This is a genomic window from Streptomyces tateyamensis, assembly GCF_003205575.1.
GTDB classification, from domain to species: Bacteria; Actinomycetota; Actinomycetes; order Streptomycetales; family Streptomycetaceae; genus Kitasatospora; species Kitasatospora tateyamensis.
Genome location: NZ_PYBW01000038.1, coordinates 46,315 through 66,527 on the forward strand (window position 1 = coordinate 46,315; position 20,213 = coordinate 66,527).

The 20,213-nt window shown below is 75.1% G+C and carries 21 protein-coding genes; 13 read left to right on the forward strand and 8 right to left on the reverse strand.

What is annotated here, in order from left to right:
• Window positions 1-110: 110 nt before the first annotated feature.
• Window positions 111-731 carry an MFS transporter gene (locus C7C46_RS36410; protein WP_245984367.1) on the reverse strand — a complete coding sequence of 207 codons (621 nt, stop codon included), beginning with the start codon at window positions 729-731 and terminating at the stop codon, window positions 111-113.
• A gap of 13 nt (window positions 732-744) precedes the next feature.
• On the opposite strand from C7C46_RS36410, the gene C7C46_RS12060 reads away from it, so the two are divergent.
• Complete coding sequence (locus tag C7C46_RS12060; RefSeq protein ID WP_425470052.1) at window positions 745-1,110, forward strand: ArsR/SmtB family transcription factor; 366 nt, start codon at window positions 745-747, stop codon at window positions 1,108-1,110.
• Between the two features lie 213 nt (window positions 1,111-1,323).
• Window positions 1,324-1,578, forward strand: coding sequence for a hypothetical protein (locus C7C46_RS12065; RefSeq protein ID WP_146259060.1), 255 nt, complete (start codon window positions 1,324-1,326; stop codon window positions 1,576-1,578).
• 52 nt (window positions 1,579-1,630) lie between these two features.
• Here C7C46_RS12065 and C7C46_RS12070 read toward each other — a convergent pair whose 3' ends face one another.
• The 3 genes from C7C46_RS12070 to modA all read right to left on the reverse strand — a co-directional run bounded on the left by C7C46_RS12070 (window position 1,631) and on the right by modA (window position 4,445).
• On the reverse strand, window positions 1,631-2,677 hold the full coding sequence (locus C7C46_RS12070) for an ABC transporter ATP-binding protein (protein WP_245984366.1): 1,047 nt from the start codon (window positions 2,675-2,677) through the stop codon (window positions 1,631-1,633).
• A 71-nt stretch (window positions 2,678-2,748) separates the two neighbouring features.
• Window positions 2,749-3,540, reverse strand: coding sequence for a molybdate ABC transporter permease subunit (modB, locus tag C7C46_RS12075; protein ID WP_110668662.1), 792 nt, complete (start codon window positions 3,538-3,540; stop codon window positions 2,749-2,751).
• Window positions 3,540-4,445 carry a molybdate ABC transporter substrate-binding protein gene (gene modA, locus C7C46_RS12080; protein WP_110668663.1) on the reverse strand — a complete coding sequence of 302 codons (906 nt, stop codon included), beginning with the start codon at window positions 4,443-4,445 and terminating at the stop codon, window positions 3,540-3,542. Before modA ends, modB begins: the two co-directional genes overlap by 1 nt.
• A gap of 309 nt (window positions 4,446-4,754) precedes the next feature.
• Between modA and C7C46_RS12085 the strand changes: the two genes are divergently transcribed.
• Together C7C46_RS12085 and C7C46_RS12090 are read left to right on the forward strand one after the other, a co-directional pair.
• Window positions 4,755-5,822: an RNA ligase (ATP) gene (locus C7C46_RS12085; RefSeq protein WP_110668665.1), complete on the forward strand. Its 1,068-nt coding sequence runs from the start codon at window positions 4,755-4,757 to the stop codon at window positions 5,820-5,822.
• Window positions 5,823-5,946: 124 nt separating this feature from the next.
• Window positions 5,947-6,954 carry a hypothetical protein gene (locus tag C7C46_RS12090; protein ID WP_110668667.1) on the forward strand — a complete coding sequence of 336 codons (1,008 nt, stop codon included), beginning with the start codon at window positions 5,947-5,949 and terminating at the stop codon, window positions 6,952-6,954.
• Here the strand turns inward: C7C46_RS12090 and C7C46_RS12095 are convergent.
• A complete protein-coding gene (locus C7C46_RS12095) occupies window positions 6,945-7,145 on the reverse strand; it encodes a hypothetical protein (protein WP_110668669.1) in 201 nt (66 codons plus the stop codon). The genes C7C46_RS12090 and C7C46_RS12095 overlap by 10 nt on opposite strands.
• 128 nt (window positions 7,146-7,273) lie before the next feature.
• Here C7C46_RS12095 and C7C46_RS12100 point away from each other — a divergent pair, with 128 nt between their 5' ends.
• Window positions 7,274-7,966: an HAD family hydrolase gene (locus C7C46_RS12100; protein ID WP_110668735.1), complete on the forward strand. Its 693-nt coding sequence runs from the start codon at window positions 7,274-7,276 to the stop codon at window positions 7,964-7,966.
• A gap of 68 nt (window positions 7,967-8,034) precedes the next feature.
• Window positions 8,035-8,568: a GNAT family N-acetyltransferase gene (locus tag C7C46_RS12105; RefSeq protein WP_110668670.1), complete on the forward strand. Its 534-nt coding sequence runs from the start codon at window positions 8,035-8,037 to the stop codon at window positions 8,566-8,568.
• Window positions 8,569-8,606: 38 nt separating this feature from the next.
• Here the strand turns inward: C7C46_RS12105 and C7C46_RS12110 are convergent, their stop codons facing one another.
• Complete coding sequence (locus C7C46_RS12110; protein WP_110668672.1) at window positions 8,607-9,233, reverse strand: class I SAM-dependent methyltransferase; 627 nt, start codon at window positions 9,231-9,233, stop codon at window positions 8,607-8,609.
• A gap of 110 nt (window positions 9,234-9,343) precedes the next feature.
• On the opposite strand from C7C46_RS12110, the gene C7C46_RS12115 reads away from it, so the two are divergent.
• From C7C46_RS12115 to C7C46_RS12130, 4 genes are all read left to right on the forward strand, one after another.
• The gene (locus tag C7C46_RS12115; RefSeq protein WP_110668674.1) at window positions 9,344-10,711 is read left to right on the forward strand and encodes a diaminobutyrate--2-oxoglutarate transaminase family protein; all 1,368 of its coding nucleotides are present in this window, start codon (window positions 9,344-9,346) and stop codon (window positions 10,709-10,711) included.
• Entirely contained in the window at window positions 10,708-12,297 is a 1,590-nt protein-coding gene (locus C7C46_RS12120; RefSeq protein ID WP_220040599.1) for a pyridoxal phosphate-dependent decarboxylase family protein, read from the forward strand. The genes C7C46_RS12115 and C7C46_RS12120 overlap by 4 nt, the downstream gene beginning before the upstream one ends.
• Window positions 12,298-12,886: 589 nt before the next feature.
• Complete coding sequence (locus C7C46_RS12125) at window positions 12,887-13,600, forward strand: tRNA-dependent cyclodipeptide synthase (RefSeq protein WP_110668676.1); 714 nt, start codon at window positions 12,887-12,889, stop codon at window positions 13,598-13,600.
• A gap of 76 nt (window positions 13,601-13,676) precedes the next feature.
• The gene (locus C7C46_RS12130; protein WP_110668678.1) at window positions 13,677-14,873 is read left to right on the forward strand and encodes a cytochrome P450; all 1,197 of its coding nucleotides are present in this window, start codon (window positions 13,677-13,679) and stop codon (window positions 14,871-14,873) included.
• A gap of 125 nt (window positions 14,874-14,998) precedes the next feature.
• Here the strand turns inward: C7C46_RS12130 and C7C46_RS12135 are convergent, their stop codons facing one another.
• Entirely contained in the window at window positions 14,999-15,823 is an 825-nt protein-coding gene (locus C7C46_RS12135) for an inositol monophosphatase family protein (RefSeq protein ID WP_110668680.1), read from the reverse strand.
• A 102-nt stretch (window positions 15,824-15,925) separates the two neighbouring features.
• Window positions 15,926-16,693: a MerR family transcriptional regulator gene (locus C7C46_RS12140; RefSeq protein ID WP_245984361.1), complete on the reverse strand. Its 768-nt coding sequence runs from the start codon at window positions 16,691-16,693 to the stop codon at window positions 15,926-15,928.
• Between the two features lie 176 nt (window positions 16,694-16,869).
• On the opposite strand from C7C46_RS12140, the gene C7C46_RS12145 reads away from it, so the two are divergent.
• Genes C7C46_RS12145 through C7C46_RS12155 form a run of 3 tightly spaced genes read left to right on the forward strand, consistent with a single transcriptional unit; the run spans window position 16,870 to window position 20,212 of the window.
• Entirely contained in the window at window positions 16,870-18,420 is a 1,551-nt protein-coding gene (locus C7C46_RS12145; RefSeq protein WP_110668684.1) for a flavin-containing monooxygenase, read from the forward strand.
• Window positions 18,417-19,319, forward strand: coding sequence for an alpha/beta fold hydrolase (locus tag C7C46_RS12150; RefSeq protein ID WP_110668685.1), 903 nt, complete (start codon window positions 18,417-18,419; stop codon window positions 19,317-19,319). The genes C7C46_RS12145 and C7C46_RS12150 overlap by 4 nt, the downstream gene beginning before the upstream one ends.
• Window positions 19,316-20,212: an SDR family oxidoreductase gene (locus tag C7C46_RS12155; RefSeq protein WP_110668693.1), complete on the forward strand. Its 897-nt coding sequence runs from the start codon at window positions 19,316-19,318 to the stop codon at window positions 20,210-20,212. Before C7C46_RS12150 ends, C7C46_RS12155 begins: the two co-directional genes overlap by 4 nt.
• Window position 20,213 lies beyond the last annotated feature (1 nt).

Consider the following 20,213-nt stretch of genomic DNA (forward strand, 5'->3'; position numbering starts at 1 on the left):
CGGGGCGAACCGGCGCACCGTCAGCCGGCGGGCCGCCACCTGGCACGGCGTCACCCGGGGCGCCCCCAGCCGCTGCGCCTTCACGCGAGGCGCCCTCGCCCGCCTCGCCCTCACACCGTCGGCCCGAACCGGCGCACCGTCAACGCGCCGAGCGCGGTGGCCGTGGCCAGCACGCCCCACAGGATGCCCGGCCCCACCGCGAGCAGCGCGGTCAGCGCCGCCGGGGCGGCCGCCCGGCCGAGCCCGTTGGACAGCTCCCAGCGGGCCAGCGCCCGGCCCAGCCCGTCGGCCGGGGCGGCGGCCACCACGAGGGCGGTGCCGGCCCCCGAGTAGACGATCTCGCCGCCGGTGTAGAGCACCGCCACCGCGCAGAGCGCGCCCGCCCCAAGGCCGCCACCGAGGGTCCCGGCCGCCCAGAAGCCCAGGTAGGACAGGGCCAGCAGCAGGCCGCCCGCGGTCAGCACCGAGCGTCGCGAGCGCCGGGCCAACCAGAGCACCACGGCCAGCTGAGCAGCGATCACCAACACCGTGTTGCCCACGAAGATCCCCGAGGCCCATGCGGGGGAGACGTGCAGCCGGGTCACCAACAGCGCGGGCAGCGCCACCTCCAGCACGTCGAAGCAGAACGCGAACGGCAGGTTGGCCAGGCTCAGCACGGCGCTCACCCCGCCGACCGGGGCGGTGCCCGGGGCGAGGGGCGGCCGCGCCGGCACCCGGGCGGGCGGGGTCACGCTGGTCCCCACGGTGTTCGGGCGCCCGCACCTGGTGGCAGTGCACGCGCAGGGCTGGCGGCCGGTGCTGCAGTACCCGGTGGCCGACCCGCAGGCGGGCGAGCCGGTCTCGCTCGCCCTGGTGCAGCAGCGGTTGGAGGCGCTGGCCCACCCGGTGCGGCTGCGGCTGGCTCGCAGCATCGCGCGCGGGCCGCACACCACGGGCGAGCTGGCCGCCGCCTGGAACCTCACCGCCCCCGAGGTCTCCCGCCACCTGGCGGTCCTGCGCAAGGCGGGCCTGCTGCACATCCGCCGCCGCGGCCGCTACGTGCTCTACTCGCTCGACCTGGGCACCAGCGCCCGGCTGGGCGCCGACCTGGTGGACGCGGTGCTGCGCTGACGGAGCCTCAGGTGGGCCTGGTGGCAAGGCTTTCGTCGAGCTATGCTGAGGACAACAGTTGTGTGGCCGCTCGGCCGCGCGACCTTTTGGGGGCGGGTTGTGGTGCGTGAGCATCACAGCGGGGAAGTGACCCCAGGAAGGCGTGCGGCAGTGGAGCCGAACGAGCTGGCTGGGGCTCCGTCCGAGCCCGCCCTCCCGGAACCGGAGGGCACCATGCCGTCGCAGCTCGACCCAGGCCGGCCCGACTCCCCGGCGCAGCAGGACGATTCACGCAGCCTCGCCGAACCGGTGAGCCCCGCCGATCCCTGCCCGCGTGCGGAGTCCCGGCAGCGGGCCCTCGACCTGCTCGCCCTGCTGAGCATCCTTGTCGTCTCGGCGGGCGTCTACCTGGCGGCCGGACCGGGGGCGTTCGGCACCGTCACCGGGGCAGCCGCCACCCTCTACGCCGTCTGGCGGGCCCGCCGGTGAGGCGGCCCCGCCGGCGAGCTACGCGGGCGGGGGCCAAGGGCGGTGGCGGGCCCTACGCCGGGTAGGCGTGGGTCTCGGCGGCCTTGACGGCGGCCCAGACCGGGGTGCCCGGGGTCAGTTCGAGTTCGGTGGCGGCGCTCGGGGTCAGGTCGGCGGCCAAGGGCAGCGGGCCGGTCAGTTCGGCCCGGACCAGGTCGCCGTGCAGGTCCAGCCCGGCCACGGTGAGCGGGAAGACGTTGCGGGCGCTGCCCTGCGGGCGCTCGCGGTGCAGGGTGACCGCGGCGGGCGGGAACGCGGCGAAGGCGGGGCCGGCCACCTGCTCGGCGGTCGCCAGCTCGGTCCCGTCCGCCAGCACCACCGCGTGGCCGCGCCCGGTGCCGTGGAACAGGTTGAGGCCCACCAGCCGGGCGATGTAGTCCGTGCGCGGGCGCCGGGACACCTCGGCGGGCGTGCCGGTCTGCACCTCGGCGCCGTCCTCGATCACCACCAGCCGGTCCGCCAGCACCATCGCGTCCAGCGGATCGTGCGTCACCAGCACCGCGACCGCCTCGAACTCGGCCAGGTGGCGGCGCAGTTGCACCCGCACGTCCAGCCGGGTGCGGGCGTCCAGCGCGGCCAGCGGCTCGTCCAGCAGCAGCAGCCGGGGCCGCACCGCCAGCGCCCGGGCCAGTGCCACCCGCTGCGCCTGGCCGCCGGAGAGCCGGCCGGGGCGGGCGCCCGCGTGCTCGGCCAGGCCCATCCGCTCCAGCCAGCCGGCCGCCTCGGCCCGCGACTCGCGCCTGGACCGGCCCCGGCAGCGCAGGCCGAAGGCGACGTTGTCCAGCGCGCTCAGGTGCGGGAAGAGCAGGTAGTCCTGGAAGACCACGCCCACCGGTCGCCGCTCGGGCGGGGTGTCCAGCCGGGCGGCCGGATCGGCGAGCACCGTGCCGTCCAGGCGCAGCCGGCCGCCGTCCAGCGGGAGCAGGCCGGCCAGCGCCCGCAGCGCGGTGGACTTGCCCGCGCCGTTGGGGCCGAGCAGCGCGAGCACCTCGCCGGGGGCGGCGCGCAGGGCGAGGTCGAGGGTGAAGTCGGGTCGGTTCACCCGGAGTTGTGCGTCCAGGCCGTCCCGGCGGTCCCGGCCGTCTTGCTGGTCCTGGTGGTCCTGGTGGTCCTGGTGGTCCTGAGGGTTCGTCACGGTGTCCCCGTCCAGCGTCCGCGCAGCCCGGCCAGTACCGCGATGGAGACGAGCAGCAGCACCAGGCTGAGCGCGATCGCCGCCGCCGGGTCGTTCTCCATCGCCAGGTAGACCGCCAGCGGCATGGTCTGGGTGCGGCCGGGGAAGTTCCCGGCGAAGGTGATGGTGGCGCCGAACTCGCCCAGCGCCCGGGCCCAGGCCAGTACCGCGCCGGCCGCCACCCCGGGGGCCACCAGCGGCAGCGTCACCCGCCGGAAGGCCGTCAGCCGGGAGGCGCCCAGAGTGGCCGCCGCCTCCTCGTACCGCGGGTCGGCCGCCCGCAGCGCGCCCTCGACGCTGATCACCAGGAACGGCATCGCCACGAACGCCTCGGCCACCACCACGCCGGCGGTGGTGAAGGGCAGCGTGAGCCCGAAGGCCGAGTCCAGCCAGCGGCCCACGATCCCGTTGCGCCCCAGCACCAGCAGCAGCGCCACCCCGCCGACCACCGGTGGCAGTACCAGCGGCAGCGTCACCAGGGCCCGCACCAGCCGCTGCCCGGGGAACCGGGTGCGGGCCAGCAGCCAGGCCAGCGGCACCCCCAGCACCAGCGAGACCGCCGTGGCGCTGGTCGCACAGACCAGCGAGAGCCGCAGCGCCTCCCAGACCTGATCGCCCGCCAGCTGCGCCGGCAGCTCCCGCCAGGGTGCCCGGACCAGCAGGCCGACCAGCGGGAGGTCCAGGAAGAGCAGCCCGAGCAGGGCCGGCAGCAGCAGCGCTGCCGGTGCGGTCCGGGAGGCGCGCCGCATCACGCGGAGGGGGAGGCGGCGGGGGAGGGGGAGCCGGAAGCGGCGGGGGAGGGGGAGCCGGCGGCTGCGGCTGCCGGCGCCTTGAAGCCGGCCGCGGTCAGCACCGCCATGCCCTCCGGCGACTCCACGTACGCGACGAAGGCCTTGGCGGCCGCCGAGTTGGGCGCCTTGGCCAGGTCGGCGATCGGGTAGTCGTTGACGGCCTTGGCGGCCTCGGGGAAGTCCACCCCGTCGATCTTTCCGGCGTCGGCCTTGACGTCGGTCTGGTAGACGATCGAGGCGTCGACCTCACCGAGCTCGACCTTGGTCAGCGCGCCCTTGACGTCCTGCTCCTGGGTGACCGGGGTGACCGAGACCCCGGCCGCCTTCAGCGCGGTCTGGGCGGCCGCGCCGCACGGCACCTGCGCAGCGCACAGCGCCACCTTCACGCCGGAGGCGGCCAGGTCCTTGAGCGAGGAGATGTGCTTCGGGTTGCCCTTGGGGACCGCGATCTCCAGCGTGTTGCGGACGAAGACGGCGGGGTCGCTCGCGGTGCCCTTGGCGTCGGTCACGGTCTTCATGGTGGCGGGGGAGGCGGCGGCGAACACGTCGGCGGGCGCGCCGCCGACGATCGACTGGGCCAGCGCAGAGCTGCCGCCGAAGTTGAACTTCACCGAGGTGCCCGGGTGGGCGGCCTCGAACTTCTTGCCGAGCTCGGTGAAGGTGCCCTGCAGCGAGGCGGCGGCGAACACGGTGACCGTGCCGGACAGGGCCGGCTGGGAGGCGCCGGTGCTCGGCGAGCCCGCGGCGCTCGCGCCGGTGGAGCTGCTGCTGGAGCAGGCGGCCAGGCCGGCGGCCAGGGCCAGCGCGGCCAGTGCGGCGGCGGTGCGGGTCCGGGCGCGGCTGCGGGTCAGGGTGGTGGTCATCTGCGATTCCCCTCCTGCCGGGCCCCAGGGGCGCGGCGGTGCGGTCAGGTGCGGGCCGGTCCGCCGCGCGACGCGGCGGAAGAGGGCGACCCTCGCGCCGGCCGGCACAGTCGCAACTGCTGGCGCATTGGCGATCATAGTGCCGCAAATGCAAGCCCCGATACCCTCGTGGCATCGCACAGGAGCAGGGTGTCCCGACCCCGGGGCGGACTGTGCGATGCGTCGGAAAACCCCTGGCCGGAGCGGGGGCGGCAGCGGCACAGTGGGGGCTCACCGCAGGACCGAGAGGGAACGAAGGGGGGCCGTGGGATGTCCACGTTGCGGGTCACCGCCGAACAGCTGACCGTGCTCGACCATCCGAACGCCGACGCGCTGGAGCTGGCCCAGGTCGGCCTGTACCGCGCGGTGGTCGCCAAGGGCGCCTACCGGAGCGGGGAGTACGCGGTGTACATCCCCGAGCAGGCGGTGCTCCCGGCCGGGCTGATCGAGGAGCTCGGGCTGACCGGGCGGCTGGCGGGCGCGGAGGCCAACCGGGTCAAGGCGGTCCGGCTGCGCGGAGAGCTCTCCCAGGGCCTGGTCTGCCGCCCGCGCGCGCTGGCCGGGGTGGACCTGGCGGCGGCCGCCGAGCAGGGCGAGGACTTCGCCGAGCGACTGGGTATCACCAAGTGGCGCCCGCCGATCCCGACCGCGATGAACGGCGACGTGGAGTCCGCGCCCGACCTGCTGCCGTGGGTGGACATCGAGAACCTGCAGCGGTTCCCCGGCATCTTCGAGCCCGGCGAGCCGGTGGTGCTGACGGAGAAGGTGCACGGCTCCTGCTGCCTGGTCACCTACCACGCGGTCAGCGGGCAGCTGCAGGTCTCCTCCAAGGGCATCGGGGCCCAGCACCTCGCGCTGCGCGAGGACCCGCGCAACGTCTACTGGCGCGCGGTGCGGGCGCACGGCGTGGCCGAGGTGGCCGCCCGGCTGGCCGAGCGGCTGGGGGCGGAGCGGGTCGGTCTCTTCGGCGAGGTCTTCGGGGCGGGGGTGCAGGATCTGGACTACGGGAGTTCGGCCCGCACCGAACTGCCCGGCTACGCGGTCTTCGACGTCTCGGCGGTGATCGACGGCCAACTGCACTGGCTCCCGGCGGCCGAACTGCTGGCGGGCGAGCTGCCGCTGGTCCCCGAGCTGTGGCGCGGGCCGTTCGACACCGAGACGGTGTTCGCGCACGCCACCGGTCGCGAGACCCTCTCCGGCCGCGCCGTGCACCTGCGCGAAGGCGTCGTGATCCGCCCGGTGACGGAGCGCCACAGCCCCGTCCTCGGCGGCCGCGCGATCGCCAAGGCGGTCAGCCCGGCCTACCTGACCAGGAAGGGCGGCACGGAGTACGAGTGACCGGACCGGCCCCGTTGACCGGCCCGGCCGCCTGACCGGTACCGCCGGTGGCGTTCGCGTGCTTGGCGTAGTGGCGTGACGTGGCGTCAGGCGGCCTCGGGGAACGGGCCGTACGCTGACAAATATGATCACCTCCGGTACGTACGAGCAGCGGCGACCCGTCGATTCCTCGGGCGGGCCCGACTGGAGCGCACTGCTGGCGGACTACCGGCGGACCAGGGCCGAGGCGTTCGCGCGGGGTGGCGAGCGGGTGGCCGCGGAGCAGGTGGCCGCGCTCGGGCACATGGTGGCGCTGGGCGCGCCCGCCCCGATCGCGGCCGCGCTGTTCGATCCGGCGGCCGGCCCCGGTGCGGCCGCCGGGGAGCAGGACAACTGGGTCGGCCCGCTCTGGGAGGTACTGGCGGTCCGTCACCTCTGGCGCGAGCTGGCCGCGCTGCCGATCGCCGGGCCGGTGCGCACCCTGGTCGCGCACACCCGGGTGCTGCTCGGCGAGGACCTGGCCGGCGAGCGCCTCGCGGCGGCGCCGCCGGTGCTGCACCCGTGGGAGCAGGCCGGCTGGGAGGTCGGCGACCGGGTCACCGAGTACCGGGCGGGCGGGGCGGCGGCCACCCCGCACTTCCCGCTGCCGGAGAGCCGCGAGGGCCTGACGCCGGTGGCGCTGCCGCCGGCGGTCCCGCCGACGGTGGCGGGCTGGCCGGCCACCGCCGCACTCGGCGGGCTGTGCGAATGGGTGTCGGCCCGCTGCGTGCGGGGCACGGCGGCCGAGGCGGCGGCGCTGTTCGCTGCCGCGGAGTCCGTCGGCGAGCCTGGTGGGCCGCCCGGCGGGTCGGTCACCGGTGGGTACCTGCCGTTCGCCGCCGCCTATCCCGCGCTGGTCCGGGCGGGTTCGGGGGCGGGCGCCTACGGCCGTTCGGGCGGCGCCGCGCGCGGCCGGGTCAGGGTGTGGCGGGCGCTGGCCGCGATGGCGGATCCGTCGGGGGAGTGCAGCCCGGCGGAGGTGGACGCGCTGGTGGCCCGGATGCGCTGCTACACCTGGTGCGCGCCGGCCGACGAGGTCTGGTACCTGCACCTCGCGCTGGAGGACCCGGCCACCGGGCTGGCCTGGGCGGTGAGCGGCTCGGACTACGACTGACGGGGGCGGGTCCGGGTGCCGAGCGGGGCGGCCGGGGCGGCGTCTGACGAGGTGCCGGCCCGGGTGACCAGCACCCACAGGCGGCGCAGCGCGCGGCCGAGCGGCAGCGGGTCGGCGCGGCGGGTCTCGTGCTGGTGCTGCCAGGCGCGTTCGGTGCGGTCGGTGACGGGGTGGGTCGGTCGCAGGTTCATCGGCTCTTCCGATCGTCGGGCCACTGCTGTCAGAGTGGCCGGTTGATGGTGCGTCGGGACAGGGCCAATCCGGGACAGGTGGACTGGTCCGCTGCCCGCTCACCACGCTCACGTACGCTCGGCGCATGCTGAAGGGTGTGATGTTCGACTTCTCCGGCACGCTGCTGCGGATCGAGTCGACCGAGCAGTGGCTGGACGGAGCGCTCGCGGAGCGCGGGTTGGTGCTGGCCGACGCGGAGCGGGCCGAGCTGGTGCGGCGGTTGGAGTGGTTCGGCGCGCTGCCCGGCGGGGTGGCCCCGAGCGAGGTGCCGGCCGGGCTCGCCGAGCTGGTGGACACCCGGGACCTCACCCCCGAGCTGCACCGCGCCGCGTACACCGGGCTGACCCGGGCGGCCGGACTCCCCGAGGGGCTGACGGCGGACCAGCTGTACGACCGTCACATGAGCACCACTGCCTGGGCGCCGTACCCGGACGCGGAGCCGACGCTGCGCGAGCTGCGCCGCCGCGGGATCCCGGTGGCCGTGGTCAGCAACATCGGCTGGGACCTGCGGCCGGTCTTCCGCGCGCACGGGCTCGACCCGCTGGTGGACGCCTACCTGCTCTCCTACGAGCTGGGCGCCCAGAAGCCCGACCCGCGGATCTTCCGGGCCGGCTGCGAGGCGCTGGGCCTGGCCCCGCAGGACGTGCTGATGGTCGGCGACCACCTGGCGGCCGACGGCGGCGCCACGGCCCTGGGCTGCACCTTCCACCAGGTCCCCCACCTGCCGGTGGCCGCCCGTCCGGCGGCGCTGACCCCGGTCCTGGACCTGGTCGGGTTCTGACGCCCGGTCAGGACGCGGCCGGGGAAAACGGGTGGTGTCCGGCAGGCTGCCTGTGTTAGCAAGGTGACATGCTCCAAGGCACCCACCTCACCCTCCGGGCCCGCCAAGAGGCCGACGTCCCCGTGCTCCACGCCGAGCTGTACGAGGACGTGCTGACCCGCTCGCGTGGCGACACCAGGCCCTGGCGGCCGATCCCGCCCGGCTCGCCGCACTCGCCGTACGCGGTGGGGGAGCCGACCGACGACGCGGCGCCGTTCTCCGTGGTGGAGACCGCCTCCGGGGAACTGGTCGGGGCGGCCCTGCTCTGGGGCATCGACAGCCACAACCGCTCGGGCCACCTGGGCCTGTCGCTGCGCCCCGGCTTTCGCGGCCGCGGGTACGGGGCGGACCTGGTGCGGGTGCTGTGCCGCTACGGCTTCGCGGTGCGCGGCCTGCACCGGCTCCAGGTGGAGACGCTGGCGGACAACGAGCCGATGCTGCGGGCCGCCGCGCAGGCCGGCTTCACCGTCGAGGGCAGGGCGCGCAGTGCGGCCTGGGTGTGCGGCGAGTGGCTGGACGTGGTGATGCTCGGCCTGCTCGCCGAGGAGTGGCGCCGGCAGTAGCCGCCGGCCCGGCCGGGGCGCGATCCGAGAACCGCGTCCTAGCTCGTCGTCCGGCGGGCCACGGCCAGGAAGCGGTCCGACTCGTCCAGGTACTGCTCCAAGGACCACCCGGCGCTCGTCAGGGTCGCTGTCAGCCGCGGGCGGGCCGCCAGGTCGGTGGGTGCGAGGGTGCGCCCGTGCCGGGCCGCCAGGGCCGCCCGCCCGGTGGGCAGGAACAGCGCCAGCCGGCCGCCCGGCCGGGTGACCCGGGCCAGCTCGCCCAGGTCCGCCGCGGGGTGGCGCAGGTGCGAGAGCAGCCCGGCGCCGAGGACGGCGTCCACCGCGCCGGTGCGCAGGGGCAGTTGCCCGCAGTCGCCCAGCAGCAGGGTGGCGACCGCGGCCCGGCCCGCCGAGACCGCCTCGCGCAGCATCTCCGGGGTCAGGTCCACCCCCAGCACCACGCCCTCGGCGCCCACCGCCTGACGGAGCACCGGCAGAGCCCGGCCCGTCCCGCAACCCGCGTCCAGCACCGACTGGCCGGGGAGCAGCCCCAGTTCGGCCACCGCGGCGGCGAACTTCGGCCCGTCCTCGGGGAACCTGCGCTCCCACTCGCCGGCCCGGGCCGCGAAGAACTCCCGGGTGCGGGCGTGGTCGGCGTGGTCCGCGTGGTCCCGGGCGTCGGTCATGGCCGCAGGGTACCCGTGACCCGAGCCGCCGCGTGTCGTTGAACCCGTCGGGAGCGGCAGCGCGCCCGCCATAAACTAAGGTTAGGCTAACCTAACTTTAGGAGTTGGTTGTGTCCCTCATTGCCGACCTCGCCGAGCCGGCGCCGACCCCGGGCACCGCGATCCTGCGCCGGCAGCGGGTCCGCGAGTCCGCGGCCCGCACCTACGCCCGCTCGTTCCCGATCGTCCCGGTCCGGGCCCACGGGATGACGGTCGAAGGCGCCGACGGCCGCCGGTACCTGGACTGCCTGTCCGGTGCGGGCACCCTGGCGCTGGGCCACAACCACCCCGTCGTGCTGGCCGCGATCCGCCGCACCCTGGACAGCGGCGCGCCGCTGCACCTGCTGGACCTGGCCACCGCCGAGAAGGACGACTTCACCACCGCGCTGCTGGAGAGCCTGCCCGCCGAGTTCGCGGCCCGGGCCCGGGTGCACTTCTGCGGGCCGGCCGGCACCGACGCGGTGGAGGCCGCGCTCAAGCTGATGCAGACCGCCACCGGCCGGCGCGGCACCCTCGCCTTCACCGGCGCCTACCACGGGATGACCGCCGGCGCCCTGGCGGTGACCGGCAACGTGGCGGTCAAGGAGCCGCTGCCCAGCGGCGGCGAGGTGACCCGGCTGCCCTACCCGTACTCCTACCGCTGCCCCTTCGGGCTCGGCGGCCCGGCCGGCGAGCGACTGGCCGCGGTCTACACCGAACGCCTCCTTGACGACCCGTCAGGAGGGGTGGTGCGCCCGGCCGCGATGATCCTGGAGGCGGTGCAGGGCGAGGGCGGCGCGGTGCCGGCGCCGGACGGGTGGCTGCGTGAGATGCGCCGGATCACCGCCGAGCGCGGCATCCCGCTGATCGTGGACGAGGTGCAGACCGGCGTCGGGCGCACCGGGGCGATGTGGGCGGTGCAGCACAGCGGCATCGTGCCGGACGCGATGGTGCTCTCCAAGGCGATCGGCGGCAGCCTGCCGCTGGCGGTGGTGGTCTACCGGGAGGAATACGACGGCTGGCGGCCCGGCGCGCACACCGGGACCTTCCGGGGCAACACGCTGGCCATGGCGGCGGGTGCGGCCACCCTGCGGTACGTGGCCGAGCACCGGCTGGCCGACCGGGCCGAGCAGGTGGGGCGCTTCCTGGTCAGGGAGTTGACGGCCCTGCAGACCCGGCTGCCGGTGATCGGGGAGGTGCGCGGGCGCGGGCTGATGATCGGCGTCGAACTGGTGGACGCGGCGGCCGAGCTGGACGCCTGCGGGGCCCGGCCGGCCGATCCGGCGCTCGGGCTGCGGGTGCGCGAGGCGTGCCTGGAGCGCGGGCTGATCGTCGAACTGGGCGGGCGGCACGACGCGGTGCTGCGCCTGCTGCCCCCGCTGACCATCAGCGACGAGCAGGCCGGCGCGGTGGTCGAGCGGCTGGCCGAGGCCGTCGAGGCTGCGAGCGAGCCCCGGTGACGCCCGACTCCGCGGCACCGGACAGTGACGCGGCCGGCCCCGCCACGCCGGCCGAGCCGGCCCACGCCGCCGCGCTGGCCGGCGGCGTGGCCGGCCCCGCCGCGCTGCGCCCGCTGCTGGAGACCGTGCTCACCGCGCTCGCGGCCGGCGCCGAGCGGCGGGGCGGCCCGCTGGCGGCCGGCGACCCGAAGGCACTGGCCGCCGAGGTCGGCCACGCCGTCCACGCCCCGCAGGCCTCGCTCGCCACCCTGACCGAACTGCTCGCGCACGGCGCCGCCGATCCCGCCGACCCGGCCTGCGCCGCCCACCTGCACTGTCCGCCGCTGGCCGTGGCGGTCGCCGCCGACCTGGCCGCGGGCGCGCTCAACTCCTCGCTGGACTCCTGGGACCAGGCGCCGGCCGCCACCGTGCTGGAGACCGAGCTGCTGGCCGAACTCGCCGCGCTGGTCGGCTACCAGCCGCAGCAGGCCGCGGGGGTGCTCACCTCCGGCGGCACCGAGTCCAACCTGCTCGGCCTGCTGTTGGCCCGTGACCGGGCGCTGCGCACCCCGCATTCGCGGCCCGAGCTGGACGGCGTGGACCTGGCCCGGCGCCCGCGGATCTACGCCTCGCGCGCCGCGCACTTCTCGGTGCAGCGGGCCGCCGCCCTGCTCGGGCTCGGCGAGCGCGCGGTGGTCCCGGTCGCGGTCGACGCCGACCAGCGCCTCGACCCGGCGGCGCTGGCCGCGGCGCTGGCGGCCGGCGAGCGGGACGGCGAGACCCCGGTCGCGGTGGTGGCCACCGCCGGGACCACCGACACGGGCGCCGTGGACCCGCTGCGGCGCTGCGCGCAGCTGGCCGCCGCGCACGGCAGCTGGCTGCACGTGGACGCGGCCTACGGCGGCGGCGCCCTGCTCTCGGACCGGCTGGCCCCACTGCTGGACGGGCTGGCGCTGGCCGACTCGGTGGCCCTCGACTGGCACAAGTTCGGCTGGCAGCCGGTGGCGGCGGGGGTGTTCCTGGTCCGCGAGGCCGAGAGCTACGCCTCGCTGGCCCGCCGGGCCGCCTATCTCAACCCGCTCGACGACGAGCAGGCCGGCTACCCGAGCCTGCTGGGCCGCTCGCTGCGCACCACCCGGCGGGCCGACGCGTTCAAGCTGCTGGTCACCCTGCGCACGCTGGGGCGGGCCGGCCTGGGGGCGCTGGTGGACCGCTGCCGCGAGCTGGCGCTGGCCGCCGCCGAGCTGGTCCGGGCCCGGCCCGAACTGGAACTGCACCGCGAGCCGCTGCTGACCACCGTGCTGTTCCGGGCGCGGCCGCCCGCGGGCGCGCCCGCCGGGCGGCTCGACGCGGACCGGGCCGGCCCGGACCGGTGCGAGACGGACGGGCTGGTCTCGGACCGGTTCAACGCCGAGCTGCGCCGCCGCTTGCTGGCCGAGGGCCGCGCGGTCCTGGGGCGCACCGAACTGCCCGCTCCCGTACCGGGCGTGACGCCCGGATCGGTCCGGCTCAAGCTCACCCTGCTCAATCCGCATACCACCGAGGCCGACCTGGCCCGCCTGTTGGACACGGTGGTCGCCACCGCCCGGGAACTGGGCCGCGCGTAAACTACAGCCGCGACCTGCCGCGCCGGCCCGGGAAATGGAGGAATGCACATTCGGGTGACGCTCCGTGAGAATATTTCTGACACCTCGTCACAGTAATGTTCCGGCCAAGCGAAGCGCTGGATCCAGCCAACTGGCCGGTGTCACTTGCGCACCTCGGGTGCACGGCGGATAACGTCGGGTAGCCGCCGCCACACCGGGAGCACACGGCTCTCTGGGACTAGCGGCGCAAGGGGGCCCCGTCATGCGCAACCGCGAAACCGCGGTGGCTGCGGCATGTCGTAGCGATCGGGCGCGGCCGGTGACGGCCCCGGCGTCCGTGGTGTCCACCCCCGTCGGCGCGCCTTCGGTCCGCGCCGTCGATGAATTCGGAACCTATTTCCGATGAACGCCCGGCACTGACCGGGCCATAGCCGTACCCGGCCCGGAGGCACATTGGTGCCGACCGCCGAAGACCGTCCTTTCCCGCATTCTTCCGCACGTGCCGCCGACCGGCCGTGCGCATTTCCCGGTGCCCGTCACCGGGCCCATTCCCCCGACTCGCTGTGAACACCCTGTCGTGCACTCAGCCATGCGACGCGGAGGCCGCGTGATGAGCCATCCACTCCTGAGCACCGAGCCGAGCCCCTACGAGGCTTTCCCGTTTTCCGACCGTTGCCGCCGGGTGTGGGACCGCGGCGACCACCTGTTGATCGGGGTGAGCCCGGGCAACAGCTACTTCAGTGTTGCCCGGATCGCCGAACTCGTCCGTTGGGGACGGGAGTTCTTCAGCGGCGTGGACCTGGTCTACGCCGACCTGCATGTCGACGCGCAGTTCGAGGCGTTCGGCCACCCGCCCGAGCACGCCCGGCGCCGGGCCGCCAAGGAGGTCAAGACGACCGCCCGGCGGATCGAGCGCGGGGTCGCCGAGGCCGGCCTGGCCGGGGTCGGGGTGCACGCGCTCTCCGACTTCCTGGCCGACCCCGAGTACCAGCGGCTGAGTGTCGAGATCGGCCGGGCGCTGGCCGAGGACCCGGAGTTCCGCGGCGCGGCAGAGGGGATGGCCCGCGGCTTCCTGGCCGGCCGGCTGGCCCCCGGGCAGTCGGCCACCGCCGAGCAGGTGGCGGCCGGGCTGCGTTACATCTGCGCCGAACTGCCGTTCTTCCTGGACACCCCGCGCCTGCTCGACGTGGCCAGCTCGATCTCCTGCTACCACGTCGAACTCCCCTTGACCCCGGTGCTGTTCGGCCGCGGCGAAGGGCTGCGCGCCGAACCCGAGCAGGGCTACGCGGTGGTGCGCCCCAGCGCCGTCGTCGCCGCCGCCTGACCGCCTGACCGCCTGACTGTCCGACCGTCCGAACCACCTTGCCGCCATGCAACAACTCCCAAGGAGCAGAGCACAGATGACCCTCGCCGAGTTGCCGGCCTTCCCGCTCTCCCGTCGCGGCGACGTGCTGCCGCCGGAGGCCGAAGCGCTGTGCGCCGAGCAGCCGATCACCAAGGTCCGCACCATGACCGGGGACGAGGCCTGGCTGGTGAGCAACTACGCGCTGGCCAAGCAGGTGCTGGAGGACCAGCGGTTCAGCCTCAAGGACACCGCCAAGCCGGGCGTGCCGCGCCAGTACGCGCTGACCATCCCGCCCGAGGTGGTCAACAACATGGGCAACATCAACAGCGCCGGGCTGCGCACCGCCGTGATGAAGACCCTCTCGCCGCGCGCCGACCGGGAGTTGGCCGGCTGGCTGGAGGTGCAGGCGCACCGGCTGCTGGACCGGATCGAGGCCGACGGCGGCCCGGCCGAGCTGCGCGACGCCTTCACCGAGCCGTACTCGGCCGCGCTGCACTGCCGGCTGCTCGGCCTGCCCACCGACGACTGGCGGCGGCTGATGTCCGGCATCGACGTGGCCTTCCTGACCAGCCCGCGCCCGTTCGAGGGGTCGAGCCCCAACTGGTACAAGGACCTCGGCTACATGCGGGAGAAGCTGGGCGCCGAGCCGGCGCCGACCGAGGGGCTGCTGGGCCGGTTCGCCGAGCTGCGCCGCTCGCCGGACGCCTCGGACCAGGTGAGCGACGAGCTGCTGGCTACCGTGGCGCTCTCGCTGTTCGGCGCCGGTGCGGTCTCCACCTCGGCCTTCCTGCTGCATGCCGTCATCATGCTGGCCCGGGAGCCGGAGCTGGCCGAGCGGCTGCGCGCCGAACCGGCGGTGATCGGCCGGGCGGTGGACGAGATGCTGCGGGTCAACCTGTCGATCGGCGACGCGCTGCCGCGGATCGCGCTGGCGGACGTGCGGGTGGGCGAGCAGCTGGTGCAGGCCGGCGAGCTGGTGCTGGTGCTGATCGAGGGGGCCAACCACGACCCGGCGGTGTTCCCGAACCCGGAGCGGATCGACTTCGACCGGCCGAGCAACCCGCACCTGGCCTTCGGCGCGGGCCAGCACTTCTGCCCGGCCTCGGCGCTGGGCCGCACCCACGCGGAGATCGCGCTGACCGCCCTGGTCCAGCGGCTGCCCGGGCTTCGGCTGGCGATCCCGGTCGAGCAGCTGGCCTGGCGGCCCGGGTTCATCAAGCGGCTGCCGGAGCGGCTGCCGGTGCTCTGGTAGGCGTCCGGCACGTCCGGGTCGTGGTCCCTGGCCCTGTCCCGGCCCTGGCACGGGCCGTGCCCTGGTCCAGGTCCTGGCACGGGCCCTGCCCTGGTCCAGGTCCAGGTCCTGGCGCGGGCCCTGCCCTAGTCCAGGCCCAGGTCCTGGCCGTAGTCCAGGCCCAGCAGGATGTTCCGGGTCCGCTCCCACACCTGCGGGTCGGCGGCCACCAGCAGCCCGTCCTCCCCGCCGGGCGGGTCCGCCCGGTAGGGGGAGCCGTCCAGGCGGGCCGAGACCCCGCCGGTCTCGCGGACCAGCAGCGACCCGGGCGCGTGGTCCCAGGGCAGAGTGCGCCAGTACAGCAGGAACTCCAGCCCGCCGTCGGCGACCTGCGGGTACTCCATCCCGGCCGAGCGGCGGCCCTCCGTCAGCTCGCCGAACGGCGGCGTGCGGCGGTGCAGGCCGGGGAACAGGCCGGGCTTGCGCAGGTAGCGCTTGATCGAGCCGCGCCACTGCGCGGGCTGCGCGGCGGCCGGCGGGCGGGTCAGCCGCCGGCCGTCCCGCCAGGCGCCGGCGCCCAGCTCGGCCGCGTAGGAGGTGCGGGTCATCGGCTGCCAGATCCAGGCGGCCACCGCCTCGCCGTCGCGGATCAGCGAGGCCATCACGGCGAAGTCGGGCCGGCCGGCCACGAAGTTGGCGGTGCCGTCCACCGGGTCGACCAGCCAGCAGGCGGGCTCGTTGTGCAGGGCCCGGGCCAGCGCCGGGTCGGCGGCCACCGCCTCCTCGCCGACCACCGGGAGCGGCAGCAGTTCGCGCAGCCGGCGGGAGATGATCCGCTCCGCGTCCCGGTCGGCCACGGTGACCACGTCGCCGGGGGCCTTCTCCATCACGTCACCCGCCGCGAGCGCGCGGAACCGCGGCTCGACGGCCTCGGCAGACGCCTCGGTGAGGATCTCGGCCACCTTCTCCATGAGCACGCGGATGCACTCCCTTCGCTCGGCTACCACTCTCCCACGTCCACCGCGACGGGACCTGCGGCGACCTGGTCGAGTAGCGCCCGTACCCGGGGCCCCTCAGTGCTGGCGGCGCTGCTGGAGCAGGCCCTCGTACTCGGCGCGCACCCGGCGGTCCAGGGCCAGGCCGAACTGGGCGTCGGCGACCGTGCGGGCCAGCGGGCGGATCCGGTGCAGCTGCTCCGTCAGGTGGGCGGCCTCGCCCGGTGGGAGCGGGGAGTCCGTGTGCAGGGCGCCGAGCAGCTGATCGCGGATCAGGGCGACGAAGACCTCGGCCACCGCGTCCGCGTGCTCCTGCGCCTTGCGGCTGGCGTCCAGCACGGCCGCCAGCGGCACGCCCTCGGCGAGCAGTGCCACGGTGGCGTCCAGCAGCCGCTTGGAGACGTGGGTGATCCCCTCGTCCGTCGCCGTGATGTAGCCCTGGGCCAGCGACTCGACGGTGTTGGCCTCGGTCAGCTGGTCGCCGAAGGCCGTCGCCAGTTCGGCCCAGTCGAGCCGGACCGGGGTCTCGTCCGACCAGGGCGAGGTGATCGCCTGCTCCAGGCCGATCAGCTCGGCCACGTCCTGGCCGCTCTCGCCGGCCCCGATCAGCTCGGCGATCCCGCCCAAGGTGTGCCCGCGTTCCAGCAGTTCGCCGATCAGCCGCAGCCGGGCCAGGTGCGCCGGGCCGTACCAGGCGATCCGGCCCTCCTTGCGCGGCGGCGGCAGCAGCTTCCGCTCGCGGTAGAAGCGCAGGGTGCGGGTGGTGATGCCGGCGGCCGCGGCGAGTTCCTCCACCCGGTACTCGCGGGCCGGCTCGTCCGGGGCTCCGTCGTCGATCTGCGCCACGCGGTCAGCATAGGGCGCGGCGCCCGCCAAGTTCGCCACTCCCGCCCCCTTACTAGAACCAGTGTCAACAGATACTCTACCGACCATGCCAGTGATTACTGGCATGGTCGGACTCCTTTACGCTCACCCCCGAGCCCCACCCTCCCGGCTCGCGCGCACCAGGAAGGATCCCGCGGATGGCAGAGCCAACCCCCACCCCGCGCAGCACCACCCAGACCGAGGTCCCGCACCTGCGGGTGGCCGTGATCGGCTCCGGCTTCGGCGGGATCGGAGCGGGCGTGCGCCTGCGCCGGGCCGGGATCACCGACTTCGTGATCCTGGAGCGGGCCGACTCGGTCGGCGGCACCTGGCGCGACAACAGCTACCCGGGCTGCGCCTGCGACGTGCCCTCGCACCTCTACTCCTTCTCCTTCGCGCTCAACCCCGACTGGCCGCGCAGCTTCTCCGGCCACAGCGAGATCCGCGCCTACCTGGAGCGCGTCACCGACACCTACGGCCTCCGCCCCCACCTGCGGCTGAACCACCAGGTCACCGAGACGCGCTGGGAGGAGGAGCGGACCCGCTGGCGGATCACCACCAACCGCGGCGAGTTCACCGCCGACGCCGTGGTCTCCGCCACCGGCCCGCTCTCCGACCCGGCCGTCCCCGACGTCCCGGGCCTGGCCGACTTCCCCGGCAAGGTCTTCCACTCCTCGCGCTGGGACCATGACTACGACCTGGCCGGCAAGCGGGTCGCGGTGGTGGGCACCGGCGCCTCGGCGATCCAGATCATCCCCGCGATCCAGCCCAAGGTCGGCCGGCTGACGGTCTTCCAGCGCACCCCCGCCTGGGTGCTGCCGAAGGCCGACCGGCAGATCAGCGGGCTGGAGAAGGCGGTGCACCGGGCCGTCCCGGCCACCACCGCGCTGCGCCGCGCCGTCCTGTTCGCCGTCCGCGAGCTGCAGGTGGACGCCTTCGTGCGCCGTCCCGGGGCGCTGCGCCTGGTGCAGAAGGTGGCCGAGAAGCACCTGGCCCGGCAGATCGCCGACCCGGCGCTGCGGGCCAAGCTCACCCCGGACTACCGGATCGGCTGCAAGCGGATCCTGCTCAGCCAGACCTACTACCCGGCGCTCGCCGCCCCGAACGCCGAGGTGGTCACCAGCGGCCTGCGCGAGGTGCGCGGCAACGTCCTGGTGGCCGCCGACGGCACCGAGACCGAAGCCGATGTGATCATCTTCGGCACCGGTTTCCACACCACCGACCTGCCGACCGCCGAGCACGTCTACGGCGTGGGCGGACACCGGCTGTCCGACGTCTGGAAGGGCGGCATGGAGGCGCTGCGCGGCTCCACCGTGCACGGCTTCCCCAACCTGTTCTTCGTGATCGGCCCCAACACCGGCCTGGGCAACAGCTCGATGATCCTGATGATCGAGTCCCAGCTGAACTACCTGGTCGACGCGCTCGGCACCCTGCAGTCGGTCGGCGCCACCGCGATGCAGCCCACCCAGCGCGCCCAGCGGCACTGGAACCAGCGGCTGCAGCACAAGATGGAGCGCACGGTGTGGACCACCGGCGGCTGCCGCAGCTGGTACCTGACCGAGGACGGCAAGAACACCACCCTGTGGCCCGGCTCCACCAGCGCCTTCCGCCGCGCCACCCGGCGGGTCGACCTCGCCGAGTACGACCTGATCAAGCGTCAGCCCGCCGGTGCCACCGCCGCGCCGGCCGCCGAGGAGGTCTCCGCATGACCGAGCCGTTCTTCCAGCGGAACCGGCTGCGCTCCAAGGACGGCACCTGGCTCAACACCAAGTGCTACCCGGGGGATCCGGGCGCGCCGAAGGTGGTGCTGGCCCACGGCTGGACCTGCAACACCGACTTCTGGCTGCCGGTGGTCGAGCGCCTGGTCCCGGAGCACTGCGTGATCACCTACGACCAGCGCGGCCACGGCCGCAGCGACGTGCCGGTCCACCGCGGGCGCTACGCCACCGCGGCGCTGGCCGACGACCTGGAGGCCGTGGTCGCCGGCCTGCTCCAGGACGGCGAGCAGGCCGTGCTGGTCGGCCACAGCATGGGCGGGATGACCATCATGGCCGCCGGCGGCCGCTCGCAGATCGCCCGGCGCACCGCCGCGGTGCTGCTGTGCAGCACCGGGCCCGCCGACCTGGTCGCCCAGGCACGGGTGGCCCCGCCGAAGCTGCCGCAGGGCGTGCGGGACTTCCTGACCCGGCGGATCCTCAAGTCCCGGCTGCCGCTGGGGCCGATCACCCCGGCCGGCCGGGCCGTGCTCAAGTCGACGGTGATGGGCCGTCAGGCCACCCGCGAGCAGGTGCAGGCCTGCGCCGAGATCGTGCACGCCTGCCCGACCGCGGCCCGCGCCCACTGGGGCCGGGTGCTCTGCGAACTCGACGTGCGCGCGGGCCTGACCATGCTGGAGGCGCCGGCCTCGATCGTCGTCGGCACCGCCGACAAGCTCACCCCGCCCCCGCACGCCCACGCCATCCGCCGCGCGCTGCGCAACTGCGCCGGGCTGACCGAACTGCCCGGGGTGGGCCACATGGCGCCGCTGGAGGACCCGGACGCGGTGGCCGCCGAGATCCGACGCCTCGTCACCAGCTACCTGACCACCGAAAGGACGGAAGCGGCATGACCGTACCGCCGTTGCATTCCCAGGTCGTCGTCGTCACCGGGGCCGCCCGCGGGCTCGGTGCGCTGATGGCCCGCAAGCTGGCCGAGCGCGGGGCCCGGGTGGCGCTGGTCGGCCTGGAGCCGGAGCAGCTGAAGGAGGCCGCCGCCCTGTGCGGGCCGGACGCCAGCTGGTGGGAGGCGGACGTCACCGACCTCACCGAGCTGAGCGCGGTGGCCCAGGGGATCAAGGAGAAGTACGGCCGGATCGACACCGTGGTGGCCAACGCCGGCATCGCGGTGGGCGGCCCGATGCTGGACAGCGACCCGGTGGCGTTCAACCGGGTGATCGAGGTCAACCTGATCGGCAGCGTCACCACCGCCCGGGCCTTCCTGCCGGCGCTGACCGACTCGCGCGGCTACCTGCTGCAGATCGCCTCGCTGGCGGCGATCACCCCGGCCCCGCTGATGTCCGCCTACTGCGCCAGCAAGGCGGGTGTCGAGGCGTTCGCGCACTCGCTGCGGGCCGAGGTGGCCTACCAGGGCGTCAAGGTCGGCGTCGGCTACCTCAGTTGGACCGACACCGACATGGTGCGCGGCGCCGACCAGGACGAGGTGCTGCGCGAGATGCGCAGCAAGCTGCCCTGGCCGGCCAACCGGACCTACCCGATCGGCCCCGCGGTCGACCGCCTGGTGGCCGGCCTGGCCCGCCGCTCGGCGCACGTGTACGCGCAGGCCTGGCTGCGCGGCATGCAGCCGGTGCGCTGGGCGCTGCCCTCGCTGATCGCTGCGGTCGGCTCCCGCGAGGTGGCCAGGCTCGCCCCGCGCCTGGCCACCACCGCCGCCTCCCGGCTGCGCGCCGTGGGCGCGGGCGGTGCCGCCGACGAGGTGTCACGCGGGACCCACCACGGGGTCTGAC

What these genes read in the sequence shown, in the direction of transcription:
- C7C46_RS12065 (WP_146259060.1), top strand. Translation starts at nt 1,324, where the DNA reads ATGCCGTCGCAGCTCGACCCAGGCCGGCCCGACTCCCCGGCGCAGCAG.
- modB (WP_110668662.1), bottom strand. Translation starts at nt 3,540, where the DNA reads ATGCGGCGCGCCTCCCGGACCGCACCGGCAGCGCTGCTGCTGCCGGCC.
- modA (WP_110668663.1), bottom strand. Translation starts at nt 4,445, where the DNA reads ATGACCACCACCCTGACCCGCAGCCGCGCCCGGACCCGCACCGCCGCC.
- C7C46_RS12085 (WP_110668665.1), top strand. Translation starts at nt 4,755, where the DNA reads ATGTCCACGTTGCGGGTCACCGCCGAACAGCTGACCGTGCTCGACCAT.
- C7C46_RS12090 (WP_110668667.1), top strand. Translation starts at nt 5,947, where the DNA reads ATGATCACCTCCGGTACGTACGAGCAGCGGCGACCCGTCGATTCCTCG.
- C7C46_RS12095 (WP_110668669.1), bottom strand. Translation starts at nt 7,145, where the DNA reads ATGAACCTGCGACCGACCCACCCCGTCACCGACCGCACCGAACGCGCC.
- C7C46_RS12105 (WP_110668670.1), top strand. Translation starts at nt 8,035, where the DNA reads ATGCTCCAAGGCACCCACCTCACCCTCCGGGCCCGCCAAGAGGCCGAC.
- C7C46_RS12110 (WP_110668672.1), bottom strand. Translation starts at nt 9,233, where the DNA reads ATGACCGACGCCCGGGACCACGCGGACCACGCCGACCACGCCCGCACC.
- C7C46_RS12125 (WP_110668676.1), top strand. Translation starts at nt 12,887, where the DNA reads ATGAGCCATCCACTCCTGAGCACCGAGCCGAGCCCCTACGAGGCTTTC.
- C7C46_RS12130 (WP_110668678.1), top strand. Translation starts at nt 13,677, where the DNA reads ATGACCCTCGCCGAGTTGCCGGCCTTCCCGCTCTCCCGTCGCGGCGAC.
- C7C46_RS12135 (WP_110668680.1), bottom strand. Translation starts at nt 15,823, where the DNA reads ATGGAGAAGGTGGCCGAGATCCTCACCGAGGCGTCTGCCGAGGCCGTC.
- C7C46_RS12145 (WP_110668684.1), top strand. Translation starts at nt 16,870, where the DNA reads ATGGCAGAGCCAACCCCCACCCCGCGCAGCACCACCCAGACCGAGGTC.
- C7C46_RS12150 (WP_110668685.1), top strand. Translation starts at nt 18,417, where the DNA reads ATGACCGAGCCGTTCTTCCAGCGGAACCGGCTGCGCTCCAAGGACGGC.
- C7C46_RS12155 (WP_110668693.1), top strand. Translation starts at nt 19,316, where the DNA reads ATGACCGTACCGCCGTTGCATTCCCAGGTCGTCGTCGTCACCGGGGCC.